The sequence below is a fragment of the Thauera aromatica genome (assembly GCF_023093595.1).
Classification (GTDB): domain Bacteria; phylum Pseudomonadota; class Gammaproteobacteria; order Burkholderiales; family Rhodocyclaceae; genus Thauera; species Thauera aromatica_A.
This window is the reverse complement of the sequence record NZ_JALLIK010000109.1, coordinates 194671-218222: the sequence shown is the minus strand read 5'-3', so window position 1 is coordinate 218222 and position 23552 is coordinate 194671. Positions and strand designations below refer to the sequence as shown.

19 protein-coding genes are annotated in these 23552 nt (G+C 68.8%); 4 read left to right on the top strand and 15 right to left on the bottom strand.

The features are described from left to right. Positions 1 to 92: 92 nt before the first annotated feature. The 12 genes from MXC99_RS15565 to MXC99_RS15510 form a co-directional block, all read right to left on the bottom strand. The gene (locus MXC99_RS15565) at positions 93 to 407 is read right to left on the bottom strand and encodes a type IV pilin protein (protein WP_247726317.1); all 315 of its coding nucleotides are present in this window, start codon (positions 405 to 407) and stop codon (positions 93 to 95) included. Between the two features lie 76 nt (positions 408 to 483). After that, positions 484 to 1167 (bottom strand): PilZ domain-containing protein, encoded by a 684-nt coding sequence (locus tag MXC99_RS15560; RefSeq protein ID WP_247726316.1) that lies wholly within the window; start codon positions 1165 to 1167, stop codon positions 484 to 486. A gap of 68 nt (positions 1168 to 1235) precedes the next feature. After that, on the bottom strand, positions 1236 to 1736 hold the full coding sequence (locus MXC99_RS16975; RefSeq protein WP_282100162.1) for a prepilin-type N-terminal cleavage/methylation domain-containing protein: 501 nt from the start codon (positions 1734 to 1736) through the stop codon (positions 1236 to 1238). A gap of 103 nt (positions 1737 to 1839) precedes the next feature. Then, positions 1840 to 3066, bottom strand: coding sequence for a type II secretion system F family protein (locus MXC99_RS15550; protein ID WP_247726315.1), 1227 nt, complete (start codon positions 3064 to 3066; stop codon positions 1840 to 1842). 8 nt (positions 3067 to 3074) lie between these two features. Continuing rightward, positions 3075 to 4844 carry a GspE/PulE family protein gene (locus MXC99_RS15545; protein WP_247726314.1) on the bottom strand — a complete coding sequence of 590 codons (1770 nt, stop codon included), beginning with the start codon at positions 4842 to 4844 and terminating at the stop codon, positions 3075 to 3077. A gap of 1 nt (position 4845) precedes the next feature. Next, positions 4846 to 6222, bottom strand: coding sequence for an SH3 domain-containing protein (locus MXC99_RS15540; protein ID WP_247726313.1), 1377 nt, complete (start codon positions 6220 to 6222; stop codon positions 4846 to 4848). After that, positions 6219 to 7118 carry an ExeA family protein gene (locus MXC99_RS15535; protein WP_247726312.1) on the bottom strand — a complete coding sequence of 300 codons (900 nt, stop codon included), beginning with the start codon at positions 7116 to 7118 and terminating at the stop codon, positions 6219 to 6221. The genes MXC99_RS15540 and MXC99_RS15535 overlap by 4 nt, the downstream gene beginning before the upstream one ends. Before the next feature lie 5 nt (positions 7119 to 7123). Then, on the bottom strand, positions 7124 to 8965 hold the full coding sequence (gene mshL, locus MXC99_RS15530; protein WP_247726311.1) for a pilus (MSHA type) biogenesis protein MshL: 1842 nt from the start codon (positions 8963 to 8965) through the stop codon (positions 7124 to 7126). Then, positions 8962 to 9333 carry a hypothetical protein gene (locus tag MXC99_RS15525; RefSeq protein WP_247726310.1) on the bottom strand — a complete coding sequence of 124 codons (372 nt, stop codon included), beginning with the start codon at positions 9331 to 9333 and terminating at the stop codon, positions 8962 to 8964. The genes mshL and MXC99_RS15525 overlap by 4 nt, the downstream gene beginning before the upstream one ends. Then, positions 9326 to 10048 carry a type 4a pilus biogenesis protein PilO gene (locus MXC99_RS15520; RefSeq protein ID WP_247726309.1) on the bottom strand — a complete coding sequence of 241 codons (723 nt, stop codon included), beginning with the start codon at positions 10046 to 10048 and terminating at the stop codon, positions 9326 to 9328. Before MXC99_RS15520 ends, MXC99_RS15525 begins: the two co-directional genes overlap by 8 nt. Continuing rightward, complete coding sequence (locus tag MXC99_RS15515; protein WP_247726308.1) at positions 10045 to 10794, bottom strand: PilN domain-containing protein; 750 nt, start codon at positions 10792 to 10794, stop codon at positions 10045 to 10047. The genes MXC99_RS15520 and MXC99_RS15515 overlap by 4 nt, the downstream gene beginning before the upstream one ends. Further along, entirely contained in the window at positions 10791 to 11660 is an 870-nt protein-coding gene (locus MXC99_RS15510) for a hypothetical protein (RefSeq protein WP_247726307.1), read from the bottom strand. Before MXC99_RS15510 ends, MXC99_RS15515 begins: the two co-directional genes overlap by 4 nt. Positions 11661 to 12147: 487 nt before the next feature. Between MXC99_RS15510 and MXC99_RS15505 the strand changes: the two genes are divergently transcribed. The 4 genes from MXC99_RS15505 to dnaE all read left to right on the top strand — a co-directional run bounded on the left by MXC99_RS15505 (position 12148) and on the right by dnaE (position 20360). Next, on the top strand, positions 12148 to 14445 hold the full coding sequence (locus tag MXC99_RS15505; protein ID WP_247726306.1) for an NADP-dependent malic enzyme: 2298 nt from the start codon (positions 12148 to 12150) through the stop codon (positions 14443 to 14445). Positions 14446 to 14574: 129 nt separating this feature from the next. Beyond that, the gene (locus MXC99_RS15500; RefSeq protein WP_247726305.1) at positions 14575 to 15750 is read left to right on the top strand and encodes a phospholipase A; all 1176 of its coding nucleotides are present in this window, start codon (positions 14575 to 14577) and stop codon (positions 15748 to 15750) included. Positions 15751 to 15794: 44 nt separating this feature from the next. Beyond that, positions 15795 to 16769, top strand: a complete 975-nt coding sequence (locus tag MXC99_RS15495) for a quinone oxidoreductase family protein (protein WP_247726304.1) — start codon at positions 15795 to 15797, stop codon at positions 16767 to 16769. Between the two features lie 54 nt (positions 16770 to 16823). Continuing rightward, a complete protein-coding gene (gene dnaE, locus MXC99_RS15490; RefSeq protein ID WP_247726303.1) occupies positions 16824 to 20360 on the top strand; it encodes a DNA polymerase III subunit alpha in 3537 nt (1178 codons plus the stop codon). Positions 20361 to 20385: 25 nt separating this feature from the next. Here dnaE and rsmA read toward each other — a convergent pair whose 3' ends face one another. Genes rsmA through MXC99_RS15475 form a run of 3 tightly spaced genes read right to left on the bottom strand, consistent with a single transcriptional unit; the run spans position 20386 to position 23538 of the window. Continuing rightward, positions 20386 to 21189 carry a 16S rRNA (adenine(1518)-N(6)/adenine(1519)-N(6))-dimethyltransferase RsmA gene (gene rsmA / locus MXC99_RS15485; RefSeq protein WP_247726302.1) on the bottom strand — a complete coding sequence of 268 codons (804 nt, stop codon included), beginning with the start codon at positions 21187 to 21189 and terminating at the stop codon, positions 20386 to 20388. 19 nt (positions 21190 to 21208) lie between these two features. Then, the gene (pdxA, locus tag MXC99_RS15480) at positions 21209 to 22219 is read right to left on the bottom strand and encodes a 4-hydroxythreonine-4-phosphate dehydrogenase PdxA (RefSeq protein ID WP_247726301.1); all 1011 of its coding nucleotides are present in this window, start codon (positions 22217 to 22219) and stop codon (positions 21209 to 21211) included. Then, positions 22216 to 23538 (bottom strand): peptidylprolyl isomerase, encoded by a 1323-nt coding sequence (locus MXC99_RS15475; RefSeq protein WP_247726300.1) that lies wholly within the window; start codon positions 23536 to 23538, stop codon positions 22216 to 22218. Before MXC99_RS15475 ends, pdxA begins: the two co-directional genes overlap by 4 nt. Positions 23539 to 23552 lie beyond the last annotated feature (14 nt).

Sequence of the window (23552 nt, the reverse complement as noted above, 5' to 3'; positions counted from 1 at the left end):
TTTATGGTCGGTGCCGCGCATCGGAACAATTGGAGTGGTAATGCAGATCGTATTATAACGTCCGGGAAAGCCTCGCCGTTGCTCGGATCTGGCTAAATCAACAGCCTGCTAGGCCAACCACCTTGCATTACGGCCCCGACAGCGTCGGCGGTGGCGGAAGCGCCGCTGGAGGCGGCAAGGGTTACCTGTACACACTTTCCATCGGCTGGGACATGGCTCGTTGCCGAGCAGCCTGCGTAGTTAATTGACATCGCGCTTCCTGCCGCGCCTGCTACCCCTTCGGCCGCTGCTTGCTCCGCCTCGGCGGACAAATCCACGAACTTCGGCACCGCTACCGCCGCGAGGATGCCGAGGATGACGATGACGATCACGAGTTCCACGAGGGTGAAGCCTTGCTGCTGTTTCATGCTGGAGTCTCCAGGTTTTGGTGAAATCGAATTGATTCTGGAATGGTCTTTGCGCGGATGCGTTCGGAGTCCGCTGCTAGACGGTCACGGCGCTTCGCCCGAAGCCGCATTGGGAATTGCAGCGCAGGCAGATGCTCCGGGCGATGAGGTCCAGAGCGGGCAGCAGCTTGTGGCTGCAGCCGTGCAGGCGGGCGCCGCGGTTGTGCAGCAGTTTCATGCTCGCGGCCGCCTGGGTCGGGTCGCCGCGGGCGCGTGACAGGTCGATCACGGTGCCGCCCCGCACGCATTTGAGCAGGTGCAGGATGGCGGGCAGGTTGCCGATGTCACCGGCGAAGTGCACCCTTCCGTCGCGGTACTGGATCGAGTAGGCCTCGCACAGGGTGACGATGTGGGCGAGCAGGGCGTCGCCCAGTTCGCGGGTGAAGCGCAGGCCCAGGGTGTCCTTGCCGTGGCGCACGAGCAGGGCTTCGCGGGCGGTGGTCTCGCTGCCCAACTCGAAGGTGACGATGCCGGCTCTGCCCGGTTTGTCGAGGGGCGCAGCGCTCGCGGACGCAAAGGCACCGGCGGCGGATTTCACCAGGCAGCCCGTCACCGAGATGTCGCTCAGCAGGCCCTGGTGGTGTGCGTCGCCGATGCGAAAACCCACCGCCAAGGGTTGCGTCGGATGCCAGCGTGCGAAGTGGCGACGGTCGCTGCCGCGCCGGTCGGGGGTATCGCGGCCGTGGGACCTGCGCTCGGCGAAACGTCGTTCAGCGGTCATGGCATGGGCACTCGGGTGGATTCATCGAAAGCGTGGCTTCGTGCAGGGTTTGCGCGCGGGCAGGGGGCTCAGCAGCCGGTGATGTCCTTATCGATGCTTGGGCGGCCGCCGGCGGCCGTGGGGGCGGTGTAGGTCACGGCGCAGGCCGCGATGCCGTCGAACACGGCGCCGGTCGCGGTGAACGTCCAGCGGCTTGAAAGGTCGTCGAACAGGGGCTTCAGGTTTGCGCCTGCCGCAGTAGTGTTCTGCGGGTAGCCGTAAATCGTATCGACGGCTACGGTAGTCGTCAAGCCGCAGGAGTTGTCGGCTGCGGTGGCCCCGGTTTCGAGGTTGACGCATGCATCGTCGTCGCCCTGCAGGCCGGCGGCCGAAATCTTCGCGAAGACGATGTTTGCACCGGATTTCAGCGAGCTGTAGAAGGCGTCCACATTGGCAATGCGCGCCTCGCGCTGCAGCGAAATGAATTGCGGGATGGCGACCGCAGCGAGAATGCCGAGGATGACGAGGACGATGACGAGCTCGATCAGGGTGAAGCCGCGGGAATCGTGCTCATATGACATGAATGACATGATGGCTGCTGCATTCAATTGCGTCTAAAAGTCCCTGAGTATATCTCGGCTGTTTGTCGGACGCGGTCGTCACGCTGCCTATTTCGTGATGTTCTTCACGTGCTTAGCGCCGTCCGGCGAGCTGGGTGAGGTCCCACATCGGCAGGAAGACGCCGAGCGCGAGCACCAGCACCATGACGCCCACGACCACGGTGAGGACCGGCTCGATGATCGCGCTGAGGTTGGCGACGTCATATTCCACCTCGCGGTCGTAGAAGTCGGCCACTTCCAGCATCATGGCATCGAGCTGGCCGGTTTCCTCGCCGACGGCGATCATCTGCAGCACCACCGGGGTGAACACGCCGGCCTGGCCGGCGGTGCGCAGCAGCGAGTCGCCGCGCTCGACGCCGGTGCGCATGGCGACGATCTTCGCTGCGATGTGGGCGTTGCCGCTGGCGCGGGCGACACTCACGAGGGCGTGGGTGATCGGCACCCCGGCGGCGAGCGCGATGCCGAGCGCGCGGGTGAAGCGGGCGAGCGTGGCGCGCAGCAGCACGCTGCCCACCTTGGGGATCTTCAGCCGCGCCCGGTCCCACGCCAGGCGGCCGGCCTCGGTCGCCGTCCACCGGCGGAAGGCGAACACGCCGGCGCCGATGGCGGCGAGGATCGCCGGCCAGTTGCGGTTGGCGAAATCCGAGATGCCGAGGATGATGCGGGTCGGCAGCGGCAGCGCCAGGTTGGTGCTGGCGAAGACCTTGGCGAAGGCGGGAATCACCAGCACCGTGAGCACGCCGATGGCGATGCCGATGGCGACGATGACGAAGATCGGGTAGCGCATCGCCGTCTTGATCCGGTTGGCGACCACCTTGTCGTTGGCGAGGTACTGGTACAGGCTCTGGAACGCGCGTTCGATCTCGCCCGTCATCTCGCCGACGCGCAGCATGCTGACGTAGAGGGTGTCGAAGACCTCGGGATGGCGGGCGAAGGCGGCGGAGATCTCGCGCCCGCCTTCGAGGTCGCGCGAAATTTCGTGCAGGATGGCGGCGAAGCGCGGGTTGGGGGTGGATTCGGCGAGGCGTGCGAGGCCCTGGATGATCGGCACTCCGGCCTTGGTGATGCTGTACATCTGGCGGCTGAAGAGGATCAGGTCGTCGGTTGTGATTTTGCGCTGGAACAACCCGGCGGGCAGCTTCAGCCCGCCGGCGCCGGCCGCGCGCTCTTCGACGATCTCGAGCGGGCTGGCGCCGCTGTCGATCAGCTGGGCGGCGGCGGCGGCTTCGGAGTCGGCCGCGAGCGTGCCGCTGCGCAGGGCGCCGGTGGCGTCGCGGGCGCGGTAGCGATAGGTGCTCATGGGCGTGTTCAGGCCTCGGCGGTGGCGATGTCGAGCGGCACGTAGTCGGTCGGGTCGCTCGCGTCAATCTCGCCGCCGATGCGCACCACTTCTTCGAGCGTGGTGAGCCCGCGCGCGGCCAGCTCCAGCGCATTCTGCGCCAGCGTGCGGTAGGCGGGGCGGCCGAGGGCGAGGCGGTGGAAGGCGGCGGTGTCGCTGCGGCGCAGGGCGTCGGCGAGCGCGTCGTCGATCTCGAGCAGTTCGAACACGCCCATGCGCCCCTTGTAGCCGCCGTTGTTGCACTGCATGCAGCCGGCGCCGCGGCGAAAACCGTCGGCGGGCAGCTCGAGCGCGGGCATCGTGCTGCGCAGCCACGCGAGCTCGTGGGCGTCGGGGCGGTGCGCCTCGGCGCAGTTCGGGCAGACGCGGCGCACCAAGCGTTGCGCCAGCACAGCGTCGAGCGAGGTCGCCACCAGGTAGCCCGGCGCGCCCATGTCGATCAGGCGGTTGGCGGTGCTCACCGCGTCGTTGGTGTGCAGGGTCGACAGCACCAGGTGGCCGGTCATCGCCGCGCGCAGGCCGATCTCGGCGGTCTCACGGTCGCGCATCTCACCCACCAGGATGATGTCCGGGTCCTGGCGCAGCGCGGTGCGGAGCACGCCGGCGAAGTCGAGGTTGATCTTGAAGTTGACCTGCACCTGGTTGATGCGCGGCAGGCGGTATTCGACCGGGTCTTCGATGGTGATGATCTTCTTGCCCGCCTCGTTGAGCTCGCTGAGCGCGGCGTACAGCGTCGAGGTCTTGCCGCTGCCGGTCGGGCCGGTTACCAGCACCATGCCGTGCGGCTTGCGCGTGGCGCGGCGGAAGCGCCGCAGCATGTCGGCGGGCATGCCGATGCGCTCGAGCCCGAGGATGCCCTGCGACTGGTCGAGCAGGCGCATCACCACCGATTCGCCGTGGATCGTTGGCATCGTCGACAGGCGCACGTCGATGCTGCGCTCGCGCACGCGGATGTTGAAGCGGCCGTCCTGCGGCAGGCGCTTTTCCGAGATGTTGAGCCCGCCCATCAATTTGAGGCGGGACACCAGCGCGGCTGCGATGCGCCGCTCCTTCATGACCTGTTCCTGGAGCACGCCGTCAATGCGCTGGCGGATGCGCAGCACGGCTTCGTCCGGCTCGATGTGGATGTCCGAGGCGCCGACCTGCACCGCATCCTCGAACAGGGTCTGCAGCAGGCGCACGACCGGGGCGTCGGCGACGTTGGCGCCCAGTGCCAGGCGGGCGAGGTCGATGTCGGTGTCGGCGAGTTCCTCGCCCAGTTCCTCGGCGATCGAGCTGATCTCGTCGGTGCGGCGGAAGACGGTGTCGAAGGTGGCGAGCAGGTCGGCCTCGCGCACTACGGCGACGCGGATCTCCTGCTGCAGCACGCGGGCAATCTCGTCCTGGGCAAAGAGGTCGGTCGGATCGGCCATGCCGACCAGGAAGCCGCCGCCCTTGTCGTCGAGGACGATGGCGCGAAAGCGCCGCGAGGCAGTCTCGGGCAGGCGACGCACCAGTTCCGGGCGGAACTGGTACTGGCGCAGATCGACGTAGGGCAGCTGCAGCTGGCGCGAGAGGAAGTCGAGCAGGGCCTGGTCGTCGATGTAGCCCAGGTCGACCAGGCTGCGGCCGAGGCGCTGGCCGGTTTTCTTTTGTTCGACCAGTGCGGTTTCCAGCTGCTGCTGGCTGATCATGTGATTGTCGACCAGCAGATCGCCCAGGCGGATGCGCTTGCGACCTGCGGCAGGTGCTTCGTTCATGTCAATCTCCGTTACTGCGTAGCGCGGCAAGGCGGTTGCGGGCGTGGCGCTCGAGCGCAGCGTCCAGCGGGCCGGCGGCCAATGCGGCTTCCCAGGCAGTGCGTGCATCCGCGGCATTGCCCAGGAAATCGAGCGAAACCGCCAGGCCGGCCCAGGTGGTGCCGTTGCGCGGCCCCACGGCGAGAGCGTGCCGATAGGTCTCGATCGCCTTGCTGTGCCGCCCCTTGCGTTGGCGCAGGGTAGCCAGTATCGCCAGTTGCTCGCCGTCGAGCGATTCTTCGGGCAGGCGCTCCAGCGTCTGCAGTGCGTCGTCGATGGCGCCGCGTTCGGCCTGGAGGCGCGCCAGCAGGGCCGCGGCCGTGGCCTCGGGCGGGGTGTGCCTGGCTAGATCGGCGAGCCGTGCTTCAAGTTCAGTCCGGCGCGCCTGTTGCAGCAGCAGTGCAGCCAGGGAGCTGATCGACGGGGCGTGACGCGGATCGAGTTGCAATGCCTTCAGCAGGGCGCGCTCGGCGGCGGCCGGATGCCCCCGGTCGAGTGCGCGCAGTGCCTCGATATGCAGCGTTGCGGCGCTCTCCACTGCTGTGTTGCGTGTTGCGGGAGAGGCTGCGCCTGGTCGCACCTCAACATGCTCCTGAAGCGCAGAGGGGGGCAGGGGCTCGACAGCCACAGCAGGCGACTCGGGCGCGGCGTCGCCCACCCGGGCGTACTTCGCACTGATCCAGCCGGTGGTGCCGTCCATTGTGCGCACCTGCAGGTAGCCCTGCGCCTGGCCGAGCAGGCTCAGCGGGCTGCGTGCGCTGAGGACGTGCAGCACTTCGCTGTCGAGCTGCGGTGCCGTGCGTAACTTCACCTGTTTACCCGGCTGGATGGCGACGGCGGTGGTGGGTACTGGAACAGCGTGCGTCGTAGCCGGGGGCGGAGGGCTTGCCGCCAGTCCCGCGCGGTGCGTGCGGTCCTGTTCGGGAGCGGCCGGAGTGCCACGCGGTTCGGCGGCTACCTGGTGCTCATCGGGGGCGTGGGACGGTGGTTCGGGCGGGGGGCTTGCGATTGCATCGATGTGAGCGCTTTGGATGACATCGTTCGCTGCGGGCGGTTCGGCGGCAGGGGGCGCCGGATCGACGACTGCCGAAGCGTGGGGGGGGGGCGGTGCGGTGGGTTCGGGCAGGGGCTGTGCGGCACCTCCTGGTTCGTAGGGTAGGTAGACGGCGAGCGCGCCGAGGACCGCTGCGGCAGTGACGATCATCAGCCAGCCTGGCAGTCGGCGCCGGGTGGGCACGAGCGGAACGGTGACCGTCTCGTTGAGGATGGGGGAAGCATGGCGACCGGACTGGGGGCTACGCCGGTCGATGTCGCGCAGGACATCGTTGATCAGGCTCATTTCAGCCTCGGTGCGGCAAGCAGGACCGCGCTGAAACCGGCCAGCGCAGCCGACAGGCGGCCCCGGCCAAAGCGTGCCAAGGGGGTGGCGTCCTCCGTGTCGGCCACTGCGCGCAGCAGGTGGCAGGTATCGACCTTATGTGCGCCTTCGCCGAAGGCGGCGAGCAGGGCCTTGTGTGCGAGGATGTTCACCAGGCGCGCGATGCCGCGGCTGGCGCGATGCAGGCAGCACAGCGCGCCCGGTCCGAACAAGGTTGCGGCGTGCGGACTGCCGGCAACGTGCAGGCGGTGCGCCACGTAGTTGCGCACTCCGTCCAGGTCGAGCGGTTGCAGACGGTAGGAAAAACCGATGCGGCTGCGCAACTGACGCAGTCCCTCGCTCGCCAGGCGCTGATCCAGCTCGGGTTGGCCGAACAGGATCACGGTCAGCAGCTTGCGCTTTTCGGTCTCGAGGTTGCTCAGCAGGCGCAGCGCCTCGAGCGTTTGGTCAGGCATCGCCTGGGCCTCGTCCAGGCAGACGACGACATGGCGGCCGGACTCGGCGAGCGCGACCAGGCGCTCGTAGATCAGCCGCAGCTGGCGGTGCTGGCCGAGTTCGCGTGGCGCCGCGAGGCCGAGCTCTTCGGCGAGCGCTTCGCGCAGTGCCTCGGGCTCGAGCAGCGAGTTCGGCAGCCAGGCGGTGACGACGTCCTCGCCTGCGCTGGCGAGCAGTTTGCGGCACAGCAGCGTCTTGCCGGTGCCCACTTCGCCGGTGATCTTGATGAAGCCTTCGCCCGCCGCCAGGGCGACGAGCAACACGTTGAGCGCCTCCTGGTGCGCGCGCCAGGCGTAGAAGTAGCCGGTGTCGGGCGTAAGTAGGAAGGGCGCCTCGCGCAGGCCGAAGTGCTGCTCGTACATCGTCGTCAGCGGCGTGCGGGGCGTGGAGCGAAGAAACCGTCGATGCGGTCGGTGGCGCCGCGCAGGTCGTCCTGCCAGGCGAGGCCGTTGTCGACGACGACGGGCTTGAGCAGGATCACCAGCTCGCTCTTGCGCCGGCTCTTCTGGGTGTGGCGGAACAGGTGGCCGATGCCGGGCAGGTCGCCAAGCACGGGCAGGCCGGCCTGGTTGTCGCGCTGCACGTCCTGCATCAGCCCGCCGATGACGATGATCTGGCCGTTCTTCGCGCGCACGATGCTGTCGGATTCGCGCATGCTGCTGAAGGCGAGCGGCAGGCGCTGCTCCTGGCCGAAGACGGTGAGGGTCTTGGTCTGGTCGACGACTTCGCTGACCGCCGGGCGAACGTGCAGGATGACTTCGCCGGCGGCGTCGATCTGCGGCGTGACGTCGAGTGCGATGCCGGAGAAGAAGGGGGTGAGCTCGATTTCGGGCGTGGTCGTCGTCGTCGTGCCGGTGGTGGTGTTGTTGCTCGAGACGCGGGTGACGAAGAACTCGTCTGAGCCGACCTTGATCACCGCCTTCTGGTTGTTCATCGTCGAGATGCGTGGGCTGGAGAGCACCTGCACGTCGCCCTGGGACTTCAGCAGTTCGATGAAGGCGGTGAAGTCGTTGAGGTTCAGCGCCACCGAGAACACGCCGCCGAAGGCCGAGGTCAGCGTGTTGTCGATCTGCTGCAGGGCGGCCGGGTTGAGGACGCCGGTCTGGCTGCGGATCTCGGAGCTGCCCTGGCTGAAGAACTGCCCGCCGCCGGTCATGCCGCCGACGATGCTCTTGCCGCTGCCCGGCTTGCCCAGCGCCGCCCAGTTGATCCCGGTCTGGAAGCCGTCGGAGAGCTCGACCTCGAGGATCTTTGCTTCGAGCAGCACTTGGCGGGTGACGCTGTCCTGCAGCGACTGGAGGAAGGATTCCACTTCGCGCAGCTCTGCCGGCATGCCGCGCACGAGGACGAGGCCGGTGTGCGGATTGACGACCACGGCGCGGCCGCCTCTGCCGTCGCCGGAGGCGGCCGCGCTGCCCGCGCTGGAGTTTGGCGCGGCCGGGCCACCGCTGCCGGCCGCAGTGGCGTTGCCGGCGATACTGGAGCTTTCCGTGCCGATGTCGGCGCCGACGCCCACGATGAGGCGCAGCGATTGTTCGAGCTCGCTCCAGAACTTGCTGCTGCTGGTGGTCTCGATCTGGCTGCTGGCGGGGTTGCCCGCGTCCCGGCCGCTGCTCGTGCTGCCGGTGCTGTCGCTGCTGCCGGCCGCGCCGTTGCCGCCCCGCAGCTGGCCGGAGCTGACGCGGGTCTCGGTGCGGCCGTCGCGGTTGAGGTTGATGTAGTTCACGTTGAACATGCGCGACTGCAGCGCCGCCGGAAACACCTGCCAGCCGGCTGCGCCGCGGCGCACGTCGTAGCCGTACACGTCGCTCACGCTGGCGAGGACGTCGGCGACCGTGACGTTGCGCAGGCTGAGCGTGAGCGTGCCGGCGACCGCAGGGTGGACGACGATGTTTTCGGCGCTGTCGTGCAGCAACGACATGAAGAAGGTGCGTGCGTCGACCTCGCGCACGTCGATGTCGAAGCGGCGTTCGGGCGCCTTCGGCAGTTCCAGCGCCAGCGGCGGCAGCAGCGAGGCCGCCGCTTCCGGCGGCAGCTCCGGCGGCAGTTTGACTATGGGGCCGGATTTTTCCGCTGCGCGGTGCGCGGCGAGCTCGGTGTGCAGGCCGGCGTAGGGCGAGTCGGTGCCGGGCGCGGGGCGCGGACCGGCGCAGGCGGCCAGCAGCAGCGCGAGCGCGGCGAGTGCGGGACGTGAGCACCAAGGCGTCATGGCTGCCCTCCGGTGCTGCCGGCGGGCCGCTTCGAGACCCCGGGGGCGTCGAAGCGCAGCACGCGTTCGGCCTGGTCGTCCTTCAGCGTCACTGCCGCCGCGTCGATACGGACGACGACCGCGTCGCCGACGCGTTCGCCGCGGCGCACGGTGTTGCCGTCGATGACCGCGTAGCGACCGTCGGCGCCGATACGCGTAGCCTGCAGCCGCTGCGGTGTGGGCGTCTCCTGCACGGCGATGGCGGCCGGGGCGGGTGGGCGCAGCGGGTCGGGGATGTCGGCGCTTGCCGCGGTCGGCAGGGCGGTGGCGGCCAGGCAGAGCAGCGCTGCGATCTGCGGGCGACGGTGTTGCACGGAGTGGTCAGACACCGATCCAGTCCTCCTCAAGGCTCAGGGTATGCAGGCGGAGGATGAATTCCGCCTCGAGGTGGCGCTCGCTGTGCACCGAGAGCAGGTCCCAGTTGAGCTGCCAGGGCAGTTGCTCCACCGCCCGCAGGTAGGCGAGCAGGGCGCCGTAGTCGCCGCGCAGCTGCAACTCCACGCCGCGCTTCCACACCTGGGTGCGGGCCTCGTTCGGCCGCGCCGCGTCGGTGCCGGCCTTGCCGGCCTCCCGGGTGGTGCCGCCGGGTGCGTCCTTCGCTGCAGCGACGGCGCCGGTATCGATGGGGGACGGCGGCAGGCTGCGCAGGCCTTCGAGGCGCAGGCCGCCGGTGCGGGTGACGAGGGCGCGCAGGACGCGGCTCATTTCGGTGGCGGAGATGAAGCGTGCGACCGCTGCGGCCAGGCGCGTGTCGGCCTGGCTGAGCTCGCGCCGCAGCGCGCCCAGGCGCGCCTTGACGCCGGCGTCCGGGTCCACCGCGAGGCGGGCCTGGAGTTCGGCTTCCTGCGCCTGGAGCGCGGTCAGGCGGGCGTGGGCGTCGGCCAGGCGGGCCTGGTCGGTGCCGTGGGCGCGGCGGGCAGCGTCGATGAACAAGGTGTCGGCGAGTGCGACCACGGCCGCGAGCGCGACCACGAGCAGCATCACGCGCTCGCGCAGGCTGCGGGCATCAATGCGCTGGAGGAGGCTGAGCCACAGCGCCTTCATGGGTACTCACCCTCGAGTCCGATGCAAGGCGGGGGGCTGGTGGCGGAGCCCGTCGAGGTGGTGGCCGCGGCTGCGGCCGTCCGCGCGCGTGCCGCACCGTCCGCTGCAGTGCTCGCCACGCCATGGGCGGCGCTGCTGGCGGTCGCGAGGCAGCCGGCGGCGATGCGGAAATCGAGCCGGCGCGGCGCGGCGGCGCTGCGCTCGATCACCAGGTCGCCGAAAGTGAGCCCGGCGAAAGCCTGCTCGGCGCCGAGCGATTCGAGGTAGACGGGCAACAGGCCGGGCTCGAGCGCGCTGCCGCCGAGGGCGATGTCGGTGCCGCCATTGGCAACGACGATGCGGGTAAGCCACAGGCCTTCCGGACGCTGGCGGCCGAGTCCTTCGAGGTAGGTCGAAAGGCGCTGGCCGGCGCCGGGGGCGATCGTGATCGCGGTGATGCGCCGCAGGTGGTCGAGACGCTCTTCCAGGCGGCGGGCCTCGAGGGCCAGTGCCGGGTCGGGCTTGTGCGCTTCGAGCCGGGCGGTGAGCTGGGCGATGGCGGTGCTGCGGGCCTGGATCTCGGCGTCGAGCCGCGCCAGTTCCGCGCGCGGTGCCTGGAGGCGGTGGTCCATCCAGATCGCCACCAGCGCCATGACGACGATCGCCGCCGCGCTCGCGAGCACGAGCTGGATCGCCGGCAGCACCGGCTTGCGCTCCCTGAGCTCGTCCTGCAGAAGGTTGATCTGCTGGCGCATCGTATGGTTCATGCGCTGCCCAGGGCACCGCCGAGGGCGAGCGGCATCAGTTCGTGCGTCGGCTCGGACGCATCCAGGCCGCGGACGAGTTCGGCCGGCGTGACAAGTTGCGCGGCGATGCCCAGCGCCGAGGCGATGTGCTCGGCCAGGCGCTGCAGCTCGATGCCGCGGCCGAGCACGAGCAGCTTCTTCACCGGACCCTGGCCGAAGTGGCTGTCGTAGTAGTCCATCGTGCGCTGGGCCTCGAGCGCGATGCGGTCCTCGAGGTCGGAGTGGCCGCTGAAAGCGCCGCCGCCCGAGGCGCGCACGAGTGCTTCGAGACCGTGCTCGAGCGTGCGGGCGAAGTAAAAAGTGTCGTCACGGCAGATCTGCAACACGCCGCGCTGGGGCAGGAGGTAGAGCAGCGCGGTAGTGTCGTGGCGGTCGAGCGCGCGGCTGAGCAGGTTGCGCAGCGCGAACTCGGGGATGTCGATGCGCTGCAGGTCGAGCCCGGTGGCCTGGAGTGCCGCCACCAGCGGCTTGAGCCGGCTGATGCGAGCGGCGACCACCTGCGCCGGCTCAATGCGCTTTTGCCGCGCGGGCGGCGCGTCGAAGCAGTCGATCACGGCGTCGGCGGGCGAATGGTCGAGCACGTCCTTCAAGCGCCAGCGCAGTGCGGCACGCAGTTCGTCCGCGGGGACATCGGGTTTGTCCACCTGATGGATCTGGTAGCTGCCGTAGTTGAGCGTGAGCGTGGCCGGCACTCCGTGCAACTGGTGCGCAGCAACCCATTCGGCGAGCGCCTGCAGATTACGTTGCGGCTCGGCGCTGACAGCGTCGAGGCGGGATAGCAGCCGGGGCGGCTGGCCTGCTTCGGGGTGGAGATGAACGGCCGTCACCGCGTCGTCCGAGATAACGATGCCGGCAAGGCCGGCGGCCGATGGTCGACCGCGTTTTCCGAACCCGAAACGCATGCCCAGCAAGACGACTGCTCCCCTTGGTTTCCTGATGCTGCCTGCGCAGCAGGTGGATCATGTCAGCATTACATTCTGTAGTGAATCCAATCGGAGGCGATCATACGCGAATCGTTCCGTTCCCGGTGAGGGAGAATGGCCGCGGCGAGGAGAAATGCGCCTGCGTTTGTCCCGCCACTGCCTGCCGTCGATCGGGCGGCGGCCGTGCCAAAGGTCGGCCGGCTGCGCTAAACTCGCCGAGTCCGATCGAGACCGTTCCGGCGCTACGACAGCCCTAAAAAAACAAGCTTCCCACCGGGAGTCACCCCAAACGATCCACCCCGCGCGCGGCTGTTCCACCCTGCGTGCTGCCGATGGGCAGGTGCCCGTCCTTCCTCATAAAACACACCTTATATTCCGAGAGAGAAAATACATGGACCAGGATTTCATCGCTGCGGCGCTGGATTACCATCGCGCGCCGACGCGCGGCAAGATTTCGGTCGTCCCGACCAAGAGCCTGATCAACCAGCGCGACCTCGCGCTCGCTTATTCGCCCGGTGTCGCCGCGGCCTGCGATGCGATCGTCGCCGATCCGGCCGAAGCCTTCGAACTCACCAGCCGCGGCAATCTCGTCGCCGTCGTCACCAACGGCACCGCGGTGCTCGGCCTGGGCAACATCGGCCCGCTCGCGGCCAAGCCGGTGATGGAAGGCAAGGGCTGCCTGTTCAAGAAGTTCGCCAACATCGACGTCTTCGACATCGAGCTGGCGGAGAACGACCCGGACAAGCTGATCGAGATCATCGCTTCGCTCGAGCCCACGCTGGGCGGCATCAACCTCGAGGACATCAAGGCGCCCGAGTGCTTCTACATCGAGAAGAAGCTGCGCGAGCGGATGAAGATTCCGGTCTTCCACGATGACCAGCACGGCACCGCGATCATTTCCGCCGCCGGCCTGATCAACGGCCTGAAGGTGGTCGGCAAGGACATCGGTCAGGTCAAGCTGGTGTGCTCGGGTGCCGGCGCGGCGGCGATCGCCTGCCTCGACCTGATGGTGAGCGTCGGTCTCAAGCGCGAGAACATCACCGTGTGCGATTCGAAGGGCGTGATCTATGAAGGCCGCGAGGCCAACATGGAGCCGACCAAGGCGCGCTACGCGCAGCGGACCGCGGCACGCACCCTGGGTGACGTCATCGAGGGCGCCGATGTCTTCCTCGGCCTGTCCACCGCCGGCGTGCTCAAGCCCGAGATGGTGGCGAAGATGGCCGAAAAGCCGCTGATTTTCGCCCTCGCCAACCCCAATCCGGAGATCCTGCCGGCCGATGCCAAGGCGGTGCGCTCCGACTGCATCGTCGCCACCGGGCGTTCGGACTTCCCGAACCAGGTCAACAACGTGCTGTGCTTTCCCTTCATCTTCCGCGGCGCGCTCGATGTCGGTGCGACCACGATCAACGAGGAGATGAAGCTCGCCTGCGTGAAGGCGATCGCCGAGCTCGCCGAAGCCGAAGCGAGCGACATCGTCGCCAGCGCCTACGGCGGCCAGGAGCTGGGCTTCGGTCCCGAGTACATCATTCCGAAGCCGTTCGACCCGCGCCTGATCGTCAAGATCGCGCCGGCGGTGGCGAAGGCGGCGATGGCGTCCGGCGTGGCGACCAAGCCGATCGAGGATTTCGATGCCTACGTCTCGAGCCTGAACGCTTTCGTGTACCAGTCGGGGATGCTGATGAAGCCGGTGTTCTCGGCGGCCAAGCGCGTTGCCGCCGAGCACAAGCGCGTGATCTACGCCGAAGGCGAGGACCCGCGCGTGCTCCACGCGGTGCGCGTGGTCCTCGACGAAGGCCTGGCCCGCCCGATCCTGATCGGGCGTCCGGACGTGATCGAGATGCGGATCAAGAAGATCGGCCTCAGCCTCGCCGCCGGGCGTGATTTCGAAGTCGTCAATCCCGAGTTTGACCCCCGCTACCGCGATCTGTGGAACGAGTACTACCGGCTGATGAGCCGCAACGGCGTCACGCCCGACATCGCCAAGGCCAAGATGCGCCGCGACACCACGCTGATCGGCGCGATGCTGCTGCGCAGCGGCGACGCCGATGCGCTGGTGTGCGGCACCTACGGCACTTACGACTACCACCTCAAGCAGGTCGAGGACGTCATCGGCCTGGCGCCGGGGGCGAAGCGGTTCGCGGCGATGAACCTGCTGCTGCTCACCAAGCGCATGCTGGCGGTCACCGACACCTACGTGAACGAGAACCCGAGCGCCGAAGAAGTCGCCGACATCGCCCGCATGGCGGCCGAAGAGCTGCGCCGCTTCGGCATCGAACCGAGCGTGGCCCTGCTGTCGCATTCCAACTTCGGCAGCTCCAATTCGGCCTCGGCGCGCAAGATGCGCGAAGCCTGCGCGATCCTGCGCGCGACCGCGCCCGAGCTGAACTGCGACGGCGAGATGCATGGCGACGCTGCGCTGTCGCAGGAAATCCGCGACCAGCTCCACCCGGACTCGACCCTCGTCGGCGAAGCCAACCTGCTGGTGATGCCCAACCTCGACGCGGCCAACATCTCCTTCAACCTGATGAAGATGGCCAACGGCGACGGCGTCACGGTCGGCCCGATCCTGCTCGGTGCCGCGCAGCCGGTGCATATCCTGACGCCGTCGGCGACCGTGCGCCGGTTGATCAACATCACCGCGCTGGCGGTGGTCGACGCCCACGCGTCGCGCGGCGCGAGCGCACGCTGAGACGTTGCCGGTGAGGCACTGCGGGCGGGGCGTCACGCTCCGCCCGGGATACGAATCCTCACCGTTCGCCGCCAGGGCAGCCGCTATCATGGCTGCCCTTTTTCCTGGGTGCAGTCCGGAAGGATCGCGATGCTACGCAGACTTCACGCCCGCGGCGCGCAGGCGCTGCTGCTCGCCGCCGCCCTGCAGGTCCTGCCGGTGCAGGCCTCCGACTGGCTGCTCGCGTCTACCGAACCGCGCGTGGTGCCGGGCGATCTGTTCCATGTCATCGTCGTCGGCCCCCCGGGCGCCGCCGGGTTGCCGGAAAGCCTGCCCGCCCTGGTCGAGCTGCCCGGGGGCGGTCCGCGCATCGCGCTCGAACTCGCCGCCACCGCGCCGGCCGATGCCCGCAGCCAGCAGCGCCGCTACACCGGGCGCTGGCCGGCGGAAGTGACCGGCTTTGCCACCTTGACCTTGCAGGGCATGGCGTCCGCCCGCCTGCTGCTCGATGCCGCCGCGGCCACGCGAACCGTAGTCGACACCGTGCATACGGGCACGGTTGCGCCGATGGCGCCGGTTGCGCGCGAGACCGGTGCGAGCGAGCCGGTGGCGCCTTCGGCGTTCGGCTTTCACGAGCCGATGTATTTCCTCGTCGGTGGTGAAGACCCGGCGTCGGCACGTTTTCAGTTCAGTTTCCGCTACCGCCTCACCGACGGCCACGGCGTCCTCGATCAGCGCTTCCCGGTGAAGACGGGGCTCTACTTCGGTTTCACCCAGACCTCGCTGTGGGACCTGGAGTCGGACTCCCGCCCTTTCCACGACACCAGCTTCCGCCCTTCGCTGTTCTATCGCTGGATGCTGAGCAACCCGGAGGACGGCGCTTCGGTGGCGCTGTCCGGCGGCTACGAGCATGAATCCAACGGCAAGGACGAGGCGTCCTCGCGCAGCATCGACACGTTGTTCCTGAAGGCAGAGGGGCGCTACTACCTCGCCGACGGTCGCCGCTACTTCGCGGTCGAGCCCAAGGTGTGGACCTATCTCGACCGCGACGACAATCCGGACATCGCCCGCTACCGTGGCTACGGCGAGCTCGGCCTGCGTTTCGGCCGCGACGACGGCCTGATGCTGGGCGCGATCCTGCGCCGCGGCACCGCGGGCTACATGCGCCGCCAGTTCGACCTGTCTTATCCGCTGCGGCGCAGCATCTTTTCCGGGGTCGGCGCTTTTGCCCACCTGCAGTATCTGAGCGGCTACGGCGAGACGCTGCTCGGCTACGATGAGCGCCGCGACCCGCAGCTCCGGGTCGGCGTCTCGCTCGTGCGCTGAGGCCGGAAGCCCGGCGCCGGCCATTTTTCCCGAAGGAGCCATCCATGAACCATGCAATCCGCTTTCATCGCACCGGCGGTCCCGAGGTCCTGCAATGGGAGGCGGTCGCACTGCCCGCGCCCGCCGCGGGCGAGGTCCGGGTACGCCACCACGCGGTGGGGCTGAACTACATCGACACCTATCACCGCAGCGGGCTCTATCCGCTGGCGCTGCCGTCCGGGCTGGGCCTGGAGGCGGCCGGCGTGATCGAGGCGGTCGGCGAGGGGGTTGCTGAATTCGCCCCAGGGGACCGCGTCGCCTACACCAGCGGGCCGCTCGGTGCGTATGCCGAGGCGCGCAACATTGCCGCCGCGCAGCTGGTCCGCCTGCCTGGCGGAATTTCGTTCGAGCAGGGCGCGGCAATGATGCTGCAAGGGATCACCGCCCAATACCTGTTGCGCAGCACCTACCCGGTGCAGTCCGGTGACACCGTGCTGATCCACGCCGCCGCCGGCGGTGTCGGCTCGATCATGGTGCAGTGGGCGAAGCTGCTCGGCGCCACCGTGATCGGCACCGTGGGCAACGACGACAAGGCCGCGCAGGCGCGCGCGCTCGGCTGCGACCACGTCATCGTCTACACGCGCGAGCGCTTTCCCGCACGGGTGCGCGAAATCACCGGCGGGGAAGGGGTGGCGGTGGTGTACGACTCGGTGGGGCGGGATACTTTCATCGATTCGCTGTCCTGCCTGCGCCGCCGCGGCATGATGGTGAGCTTCGGCAACGCCACCGGTGCGGTCGCGCCCTTCGACTGCGCGCTGCTGGCGAAGGCGGGGTCGGTGTATGTGACCCGCCCGGGCCTGTTCGACTACATTGCCAGCCGTGCCGAACTGCTCATGAGGGCCGGCGAGCTGTTCGAGGTGGTGGAGTCGGGCAAGGTGAAGATCGCGATCAACCAGCGCTATGCGCTGAAGGACGCGGCGCAGGCCCATCGCGACCTCGAAGCACGCCGCACCACCGGCTCGACTGTGCTGCTGCCCTGAGCGGGGTACCGATCGGGCGCGGGAGGCGGCGCGAGCTCGGGTAAAATCCGGGCCATGAATTCTGCCACCGCCCCCGCCGCCCTCCAGACCGAGCCGAGCCTGGTGCCGAGCGCTCCGCGCTTCGTACACCTCCGCCTGCATTCCGAGTACTCGATCACCGACGGCATCGTCCAGCTCGATCCGGCCATCGCCAGCGCTGCCGCCGACGCCATGCCGGCGCTCGGGATCTCCGACCTCGCCAACCTGTTCGGCATGGTCAAGTTCTACAAGGGGGCGCGCGCGAAGGGGATCAAGCCGATCATCGGCGTCGACGCCTGGATCCAGAACGAGGCCGAGCGCGACAAGCCTTTTCGTGTACTGCTGATCTGCCGCGATCGGGCCGGTTACGGCCAGCTCTCCGCATTGCTGACGCGCGCCTATCTCGACAACAAGTACCGCGGCCGTGCCGAGATGCGCCGCGAATGGTTCGACGACGGCGCCGCGAGCGGGCTGCTGTGCCTGTCCGGTGCGCTGGAAGGCGATATCGGCGCGGCGCTGGCCGCCGGCAATGGCGAGCTCGCCGCCCAGCTCGCCGCCGATTGGGCGCGGCGCTTCCCGGACGCCTTCTACATCGAGATCCAGCGCGCCGGCCATCCCGGCACCGAGCCCTACATCCGCCACGCGGTGGACATCGCCGGCCGGCTCGGCCTGCCGGTGGTCGCGACCCACCCGGTGCAGTTCCTCAAGCGCGAGGACTTCAAGGCCCACGAAGCGCGCGTCTGCATCGCCCAGGGTTACGTGCTCGCGGACAAGCGCCGGCCGCGCGAGTTCACCGAGGAGCAGTACCTCAAGAGCCAGGCCGAGATGTGCGAACTCTTCGCCGACCTGCCCGAGGCGCTCGACAACGCGGTTGAGATCGCGCGCCGCTGCTCGCTGACGGTTCAACTGGGCAAGAACTTCCTGCCGCTGTTCCCGACTCCCGAAGGCATGACCCTGGACGACTTCCTGGTCGCGGAAGCCAAGGCCGGCCTCGAGCGGCGCCTCGCCCAGCTCTACCCGCACCCCGAAGAGCGCGAGAAGCAGCGTCCGCGCTATGAGCAGCGCTTGAAGTTCGAGACCGACACCATCATCCAGATGGGTTTCCCCGGCTATTTCCTGATCGTGGCCGACTTCATCCGCTGGGGCAAGAAGAACGGCGTGCCGGTGGGGCCGGGCCGCGGCTCGGGCGCGGGCTCGCTCGTCGCCTACTCGCTCGACATCACCGACCTCGACCCGCTCGAGTACGCCCTGCTGTTCGAGCGCTTCCTCAACCCGGAGCGGGTGTCGATGCCTGACTTCGACATCGACTTCTGCCAGGACAACCGCTACCGCGTCATCGAGTACGTGCGCGAGCGCTACGGCAAGGACGCGGTGAGCCAGATCGCCACTTTCGGCACCATGGCCTCGAAGGCGGTGGTGCGCGACGTCGGCCGCGTGCTCGACCTGCCCTACGGCCTGTGCGACCGCCTCTCGAAGCTGATTCCGATCGAGGGCGCCAAGCCCGTCTCGCTCGCCAAGGCCTACGAGCTGGAGCCGCAGATCGGGGACATGATGGCCGACGGCAACGACGGCGAATCGGTGCGCGACCTGTGGAGCCTCGCCCAGCCGCTCGAGGGCCTCTCGCGCAACGTCGGCATGCACGCCGGCGGCGTGCTGATCGCGCCCGGCAAGCTCACCGACTTCTGCCCGCTCTACATCGCCGACGGCGAGGACGCCACGCCGGTGTCGCAGTTCGACAAGGATGACGTCGAAGCCGTCGGCCTGGTGAAGTTCGACTTCCTCGGTCTGCGCAACCTCACCATCATCGAACTCGCGCTCGAGTACGTGGCCCGCCTGGAGGGCAGCCGGCCCGAGCTGATGAGCCTGGGCTTCGAGGACCCCGCCGCCTACCAGATCCTGAAGGACGCCAACACCACGGCGATCTTCCAGGTCGAATCGGACGGCATGAAGAAGCTGCTGAAAAAGCTTGCCCCCGACCGCTTCGAGGACATCATCGCGGTGCTCGCGCTCTACCGCCCGGGTCCGCTCGGCTCGGGCATGGTGGACGATTTCATCCTGCGCAAGAAGGGCCAGCAGGAGATCGACTACTTCCACCCCGACCTCAAGGCCTGCCTGGAGCCGACCTACGGCGTGATCGTGTACCAGGAACAGGTGATGCAGATCAGCCAGATCATCGGCGGCTATACCCTGGGCGGCGCCGACATGCTGCGCCGGGCGATGGGCAAGAAGAAGCCCGAGGAGATGGCCAAGCACCGCGCCACCATCGCCGAGGGGGCGAAGCAGAAGGGCTACGACCCGGCGCTCGCCGAACAGCTCTTCGACCTCATGACCAAGTTCGCGGAGTACGGCTTCAACAAGTCGCACACCGCGGCCTACGCGGTGGTCACCTACCACACCGCCTGGCTCAAGGCCCACCACTGCGCGGCCTTCATGGCGGCGACGATGTCGTCCGACCTGGACAACACCGACACGGTCAAGATCTTCTACGAGGACACCGTCGCCAACAAGATCGCGGTGCTGCCGCCGGACGTCAATGCATCCGACTACCGCTTCGTGCCGGTGGACCGCAAGACCATCCGCTACGGCCTGGGCGCGGTGAAGGGGGTGGGCGAGCCGGCGGTGCGGGCGATCCTCGCCGCACGGCAGAAAGGGGGCGAAAAGGGCGGCGAGTTCCGCGACCTGTTCGACTTCTGCGAGCGGACGGACCGGCGCCTGGTCAACCGCCGCGTGATCGAGGCGCTGATCCGCGCCGGGGCGATGGACACGCTCGCCGGCCACCAGGGGCTGGACCGTGCCCAGCTGATGGCGACCGTGGCGCTGGCGATGGAAGCGGCCGAGCAGGCCGCGGCCAACGCGCTGCAGGGCGGGCTGTTCGACATGATCCCGGAGGCTGCCGGTGCCGCGCCCGAGTTCGCGAGGGTCCGGCCGTGGACCGAGCGCGAGCGGCTGAAGGAAGAAAAGCTCGCGATCGGCTTCTTTCTCTCCGGCCACCCGTTCAACGCCTTCAAGACCGAGGTGCGCCGCTTCGTGCGCCGTACCCTGGCCCAGCTCGAGCCTTCGCGCGACCTCACGATGCTCGCCGGGGTGGTCATGGAGGTGCGCACCAAGATGGGCGCCCGCGGCAAGATGGCGTTCGTGCAGCTCGACGACGGCGGCGAGCCGCGCGAAGTCGCAGTGTATTCCGAAGTGCTCGATGCCAACCGCGGCAAGATCGTCACCGACGAAGTGCTGGTGGTCGAGGGCAAGGTCAGCAACGACGAGTTCTCCGGCGGGCTGCGCATCGTCGCCGAGCGCCTGCTGACCCTGGGCGAGGCACGCGGCCGCTTCGCCCGCGCGCTGCGCTTGTGCCTCGATGGCGGGGCCGGCAGTGCCGCCGCCGCAGTCGGCCGCCTGCAAGGCCTGCTCGAGCCGTTCCGCGCCGAGGGCTGCCCGGTCCGTCTCCGTTACCGCAATGCCGCCGCCGAAGCTGAGCTGCTGTTCGGTGAGCGCTGGCGGGTGCGGCTCGACGACGCGCTGCTCGATGCGCTGCGCGAAGGCCTTGCGCCGGAGGCGGTCGAAGTGATTTACGCGTAGCCGCCCGGGGGCGGACGGCTCCGGCTCAGCGCCGGGCGCTGCAGTGGTTGGCGATGGCGACGAACTGTGCCAGCGACAGCTTTTCGCCGCGCAGGCCGGAGTCGATGCCGAGGGCCTCGAAATCGGCTTCGGTGACGAATTCGCGCAGGGTGTTCTTCAGCGTCTTGCGGCGCTGGCCGAAGGCGGCGGTGACGATGCGCCCGAGCAGGACCTCGTCCTGTGCGCCGAGCTCTTCGGGCGGCAGCGGCGCCATGCGCACGATGCTCGACATCACTTTCGGTGCCGGGCGGAAGGCGCCGGGCGGCACATCGAACAGCCGCCCCATGCGAAAGCGGTACTGCAGCATCACCGACAGCCGCCCGTACTCCTCGGTGCCGGGCGCGGCCACCATGCGCATCACCACCTCCTTTTGCAGCATGAAGGTCATGTCCTTGACGCGCTCGGCGAACCCGGCGAGGTGGAACAGGATCGGGGTCGAGATGTTGTACGGCAGGTTGCCGACGATGCGCAGCGGTTTTTCCTCCTCGCCGCCCACGCTGGCGAAATCGAACTTCAGCGCATCGCCTTCGTGGATCGTGAGTTGCGCCGGAGAATAGCGCTCGCGCAGGCGCGCGATCAGGTCGCGGTCGATCTCGACCACGTGGAGGTGGCCGAGGCGCTCGATCAGCGGCGCCGTCATCGCCCCCAGGCCGGGACCGATCTCGACCATCGACTCACCTGCCTGCGGGCGGATGGCGTCGATGATGCGGCGGATGATGTTGGGGTCGGAGAGGAAGTTCTGGCCGAAGCGCTTGCGCGCGCGGTGGCCGTCGGTATCGAAATCGTGCATCGGTTTCCTTGTGCGGCGCTCAGGAGGCGCGTGCGGCGGCCATCGCGATCGCCAGGTCCACGGCGGCGAACAGGCTCCCGGGGTCGGCGCGGCCGCTGCCGGCCAAGTCGAGCGCGGTGCCGTGGTCGACCGAGGTGCGCACGATGGGCAGGCCGAGGGTGACGTTGACGCCGCCGCCGAAGCTGGCGTGCTTGAGCACCGGCAGGCCCTGGTCGTGGTACATCGCCAGCACCGCGTCGCCCCGCGCCAGGGTGTGCGGCACGAACAAGGTGTCGGCCGGCAGCGGGCCGACGAGCTCCATGCCCTCGGTGCGCAGCTTGTCCAGCACCGGGAGGATGACGTCGATTTCCTCGCGCCCCATGTGGCCGCCTTCGCCCGCATGCGGGTTGAGCCCGGCGACGAGGATGCGCGGTGCCGGCAGGCCGAAGTGGCGGACGAGGTCGGTGTGCAGGATGTGCAGCGTGTCCTCCACCGCCGCCGGGGTGATCGCCGCCGCCACCGCAGCGAGCGGCAGGTGGGTGGTGACCAGCGCCACGCGCAGCCCGCCGCCGACCAGCATCATCACGACGCGCGGCGTGCCGGTCTTGGCGGCGAGGTATTCGGTGTGGCCGGAAAAGGGCATCGCCGCGGCCGCCCCCAGCCCTTCGCAGATCACCCCTTTATGCACCGGCGCGGTGACCATCGCGGCGAATTCGCCGGCAAGGCAGCCGGCGATCGCGCGGTCGAGCAGGCCGAGCACGTAGGCGCCGTTGGCCGGCTCGAGGCGGCCGGGGCGGGAGGGTGCGGCCAGCGGCTGGTGCAGGACTTCGAGCGTGCCGGGTTCGGGCGTGGCATCCGCCCGCCACGGGCGGACGGGTGCCCGGCTGCCGATCGCCGCGGCGCGGTCGCGGATCAGGCCGAGGTCGCCGAGCACCACCACGCGCGCCGCCCAGCTCCGCTCGCCGAGGCGGACGCACAGCTCGGGGCCGATGCCGGCCGGCTCACCGCTGGTGACGGCGATCTGCGGCCGGGCGGCGGCGCGTGTGCTCATTCCTGCTCGAGACGGTAGTCGACGTAGGTGCTGTCGCGCAGCTGGCGCACCCAGTCCTCGTAGGCTTCGTCGGCCTTGCGCTCGCGCAGCGCCATCCGTGCGGCGTTGCGCTTGCGCTCGTCGGTGACGTCCTGCAGCCGCCGTTCCACGACCTGGATCAGGTGCCAGCCGAACGGCGACTTCACCGGCAGGCTGATCTCGCCCGGCTGCAGCGCGTTCATCGCGCGCTCGAATTCGGGGACGGTGTCGCCGGGATTGACCCAGCCCAGGTCGCCCCCCTTGGCCGCGGACAGATCCGCCGAATTCGCCTTCGCCAGCTCGCCGAAGTCGGTGCCGTTGAGCGCGCGTTCGCGCAGGCCGAGCAGGCGGGCTTCGGCGTCGCTGTCGGAGAGCACTTCGGAGCTGCGGATCAGGATGTGGCGGGCGCGGGTCTGTTCGAGCTGCTGCATCGTGTCCATGCCGCCGCCGCGGCGGTCGATCAGGCGCACGATGTGCAGCCCGGCAGCGCTGCGCAGGATCGGTGAGGTGCTGCCGGGCTGCATGCCGCGTACGGCCTCGGCGAACAGCCCGGGCAGGCGGTCGAGCCGACGCCAGCCGAGGGCGCCACCGGACAGGCCGTCCGGCGCATCGGAAACTTCGGCGGCGACGCGGGCGAAATCCTCGCCCGAGCGCAGCCGCGCCATGGTCTGCTCGGCACGCCGCCGCACCGCCCCGACCTGCTCCGGAGTGGCGCCTTCGGGCGTGCGCAGCAGAATGTGGGCGACGGCGAATTCCTCGCCGCTGAACGCGTCCGGGTTGGTGGCGATGAAGTTGTCGATCTCGGCGTCGGTGACCACGATGCGGCTGTCGACTTCGCGCTCGCGCAGGCGGGTGAGCAGGATCTCGGTGCGGATTTCTTCGCGGAAGCGGTCCCAGGCCACGCCGTCCTGCGCCAGGGTTGCGCGCAACTGGTCGAGGGAGAGCTTGTTGCTTGAGGCGATGCGTTCGATGGCGCGTTCGAGCGTGGCGTCATCGATCCGCAGGGCGCTTTCCCGGGCGCGCTGGATTTGGGCGCGCTCGACGATCAGGCGCTCGAGGAGCTGGCGTTCGAGCACTTCCATCGGCGGCAGCTCCACGCCCTGGCGGCGCAGCTGGCGTTCGGTCTGGGCGATACGGTCGCGCAGTTGCAAGGCGGTGATGACCTCGTTGTCGACCACCGCGACGATGCGGTCGACTTCCACCGCGCGCGGGGCGGCATGGACGGGCAGGCCGAGTGCCGCGGCGCTGAGGGCGATGGCGAAGGTGACGGCGAGAGGGGTGCGGGAGAAAGGACGTGTCATGTTCATTGGCTGTG

Coding starts and splice junctions, on each gene's coding strand:
- MXC99_RS15565 (WP_247726317.1), bottom strand. CDS start 407: ATGAAACAGCAGCAAGGCTTCACCCTCGTGGAACTCGTGATCGTCATC.
- MXC99_RS15560 (WP_247726316.1), bottom strand. CDS start 1,167: ATGACCGCTGAACGACGTTTCGCCGAGCGCAGGTCCCACGGCCGCGAT.
- MXC99_RS16975 (WP_282100162.1), bottom strand. CDS start 1,736: ATGTCATTCATGTCATATGAGCACGATTCCCGCGGCTTCACCCTGATC.
- MXC99_RS15550 (WP_247726315.1), bottom strand. CDS start 3,066: ATGAGCACCTATCGCTACCGCGCCCGCGACGCCACCGGCGCCCTGCGC.
- MXC99_RS15545 (WP_247726314.1), bottom strand. CDS start 4,844: ATGAACGAAGCACCTGCCGCAGGTCGCAAGCGCATCCGCCTGGGCGAT.
- MXC99_RS15540 (WP_247726313.1), bottom strand. CDS start 6,222: ATGAGCCTGATCAACGATGTCCTGCGCGACATCGACCGGCGTAGCCCC.
- MXC99_RS15535 (WP_247726312.1), bottom strand. CDS start 7,118: ATGTACGAGCAGCACTTCGGCCTGCGCGAGGCGCCCTTCCTACTTACG.
- mshL (WP_247726311.1), bottom strand. CDS start 8,965: ATGACGCCTTGGTGCTCACGTCCCGCACTCGCCGCGCTCGCGCTGCTG.
- MXC99_RS15520 (WP_247726309.1), bottom strand. CDS start 10,048: ATGAAGGCGCTGTGGCTCAGCCTCCTCCAGCGCATTGATGCCCGCAGC.
- MXC99_RS15515 (WP_247726308.1), bottom strand. CDS start 10,794: ATGAACCATACGATGCGCCAGCAGATCAACCTTCTGCAGGACGAGCTC.
- MXC99_RS15505 (WP_247726306.1), top strand. CDS start 12,148: ATGGACCAGGATTTCATCGCTGCGGCGCTGGATTACCATCGCGCGCCG.
- MXC99_RS15500 (WP_247726305.1), top strand. CDS start 14,575: ATGCTACGCAGACTTCACGCCCGCGGCGCGCAGGCGCTGCTGCTCGCC.
- MXC99_RS15495 (WP_247726304.1), top strand. CDS start 15,795: ATGAACCATGCAATCCGCTTTCATCGCACCGGCGGTCCCGAGGTCCTG.
- dnaE (WP_247726303.1), top strand. CDS start 16,824: ATGAATTCTGCCACCGCCCCCGCCGCCCTCCAGACCGAGCCGAGCCTG.
- rsmA (WP_247726302.1), bottom strand. CDS start 21,189: ATGCACGATTTCGATACCGACGGCCACCGCGCGCGCAAGCGCTTCGGC.
- pdxA (WP_247726301.1), bottom strand. CDS start 22,219: ATGAGCACACGCGCCGCCGCCCGGCCGCAGATCGCCGTCACCAGCGGT.
- MXC99_RS15475 (WP_247726300.1), bottom strand. CDS start 23,538: ATGACACGTCCTTTCTCCCGCACCCCTCTCGCCGTCACCTTCGCCATC.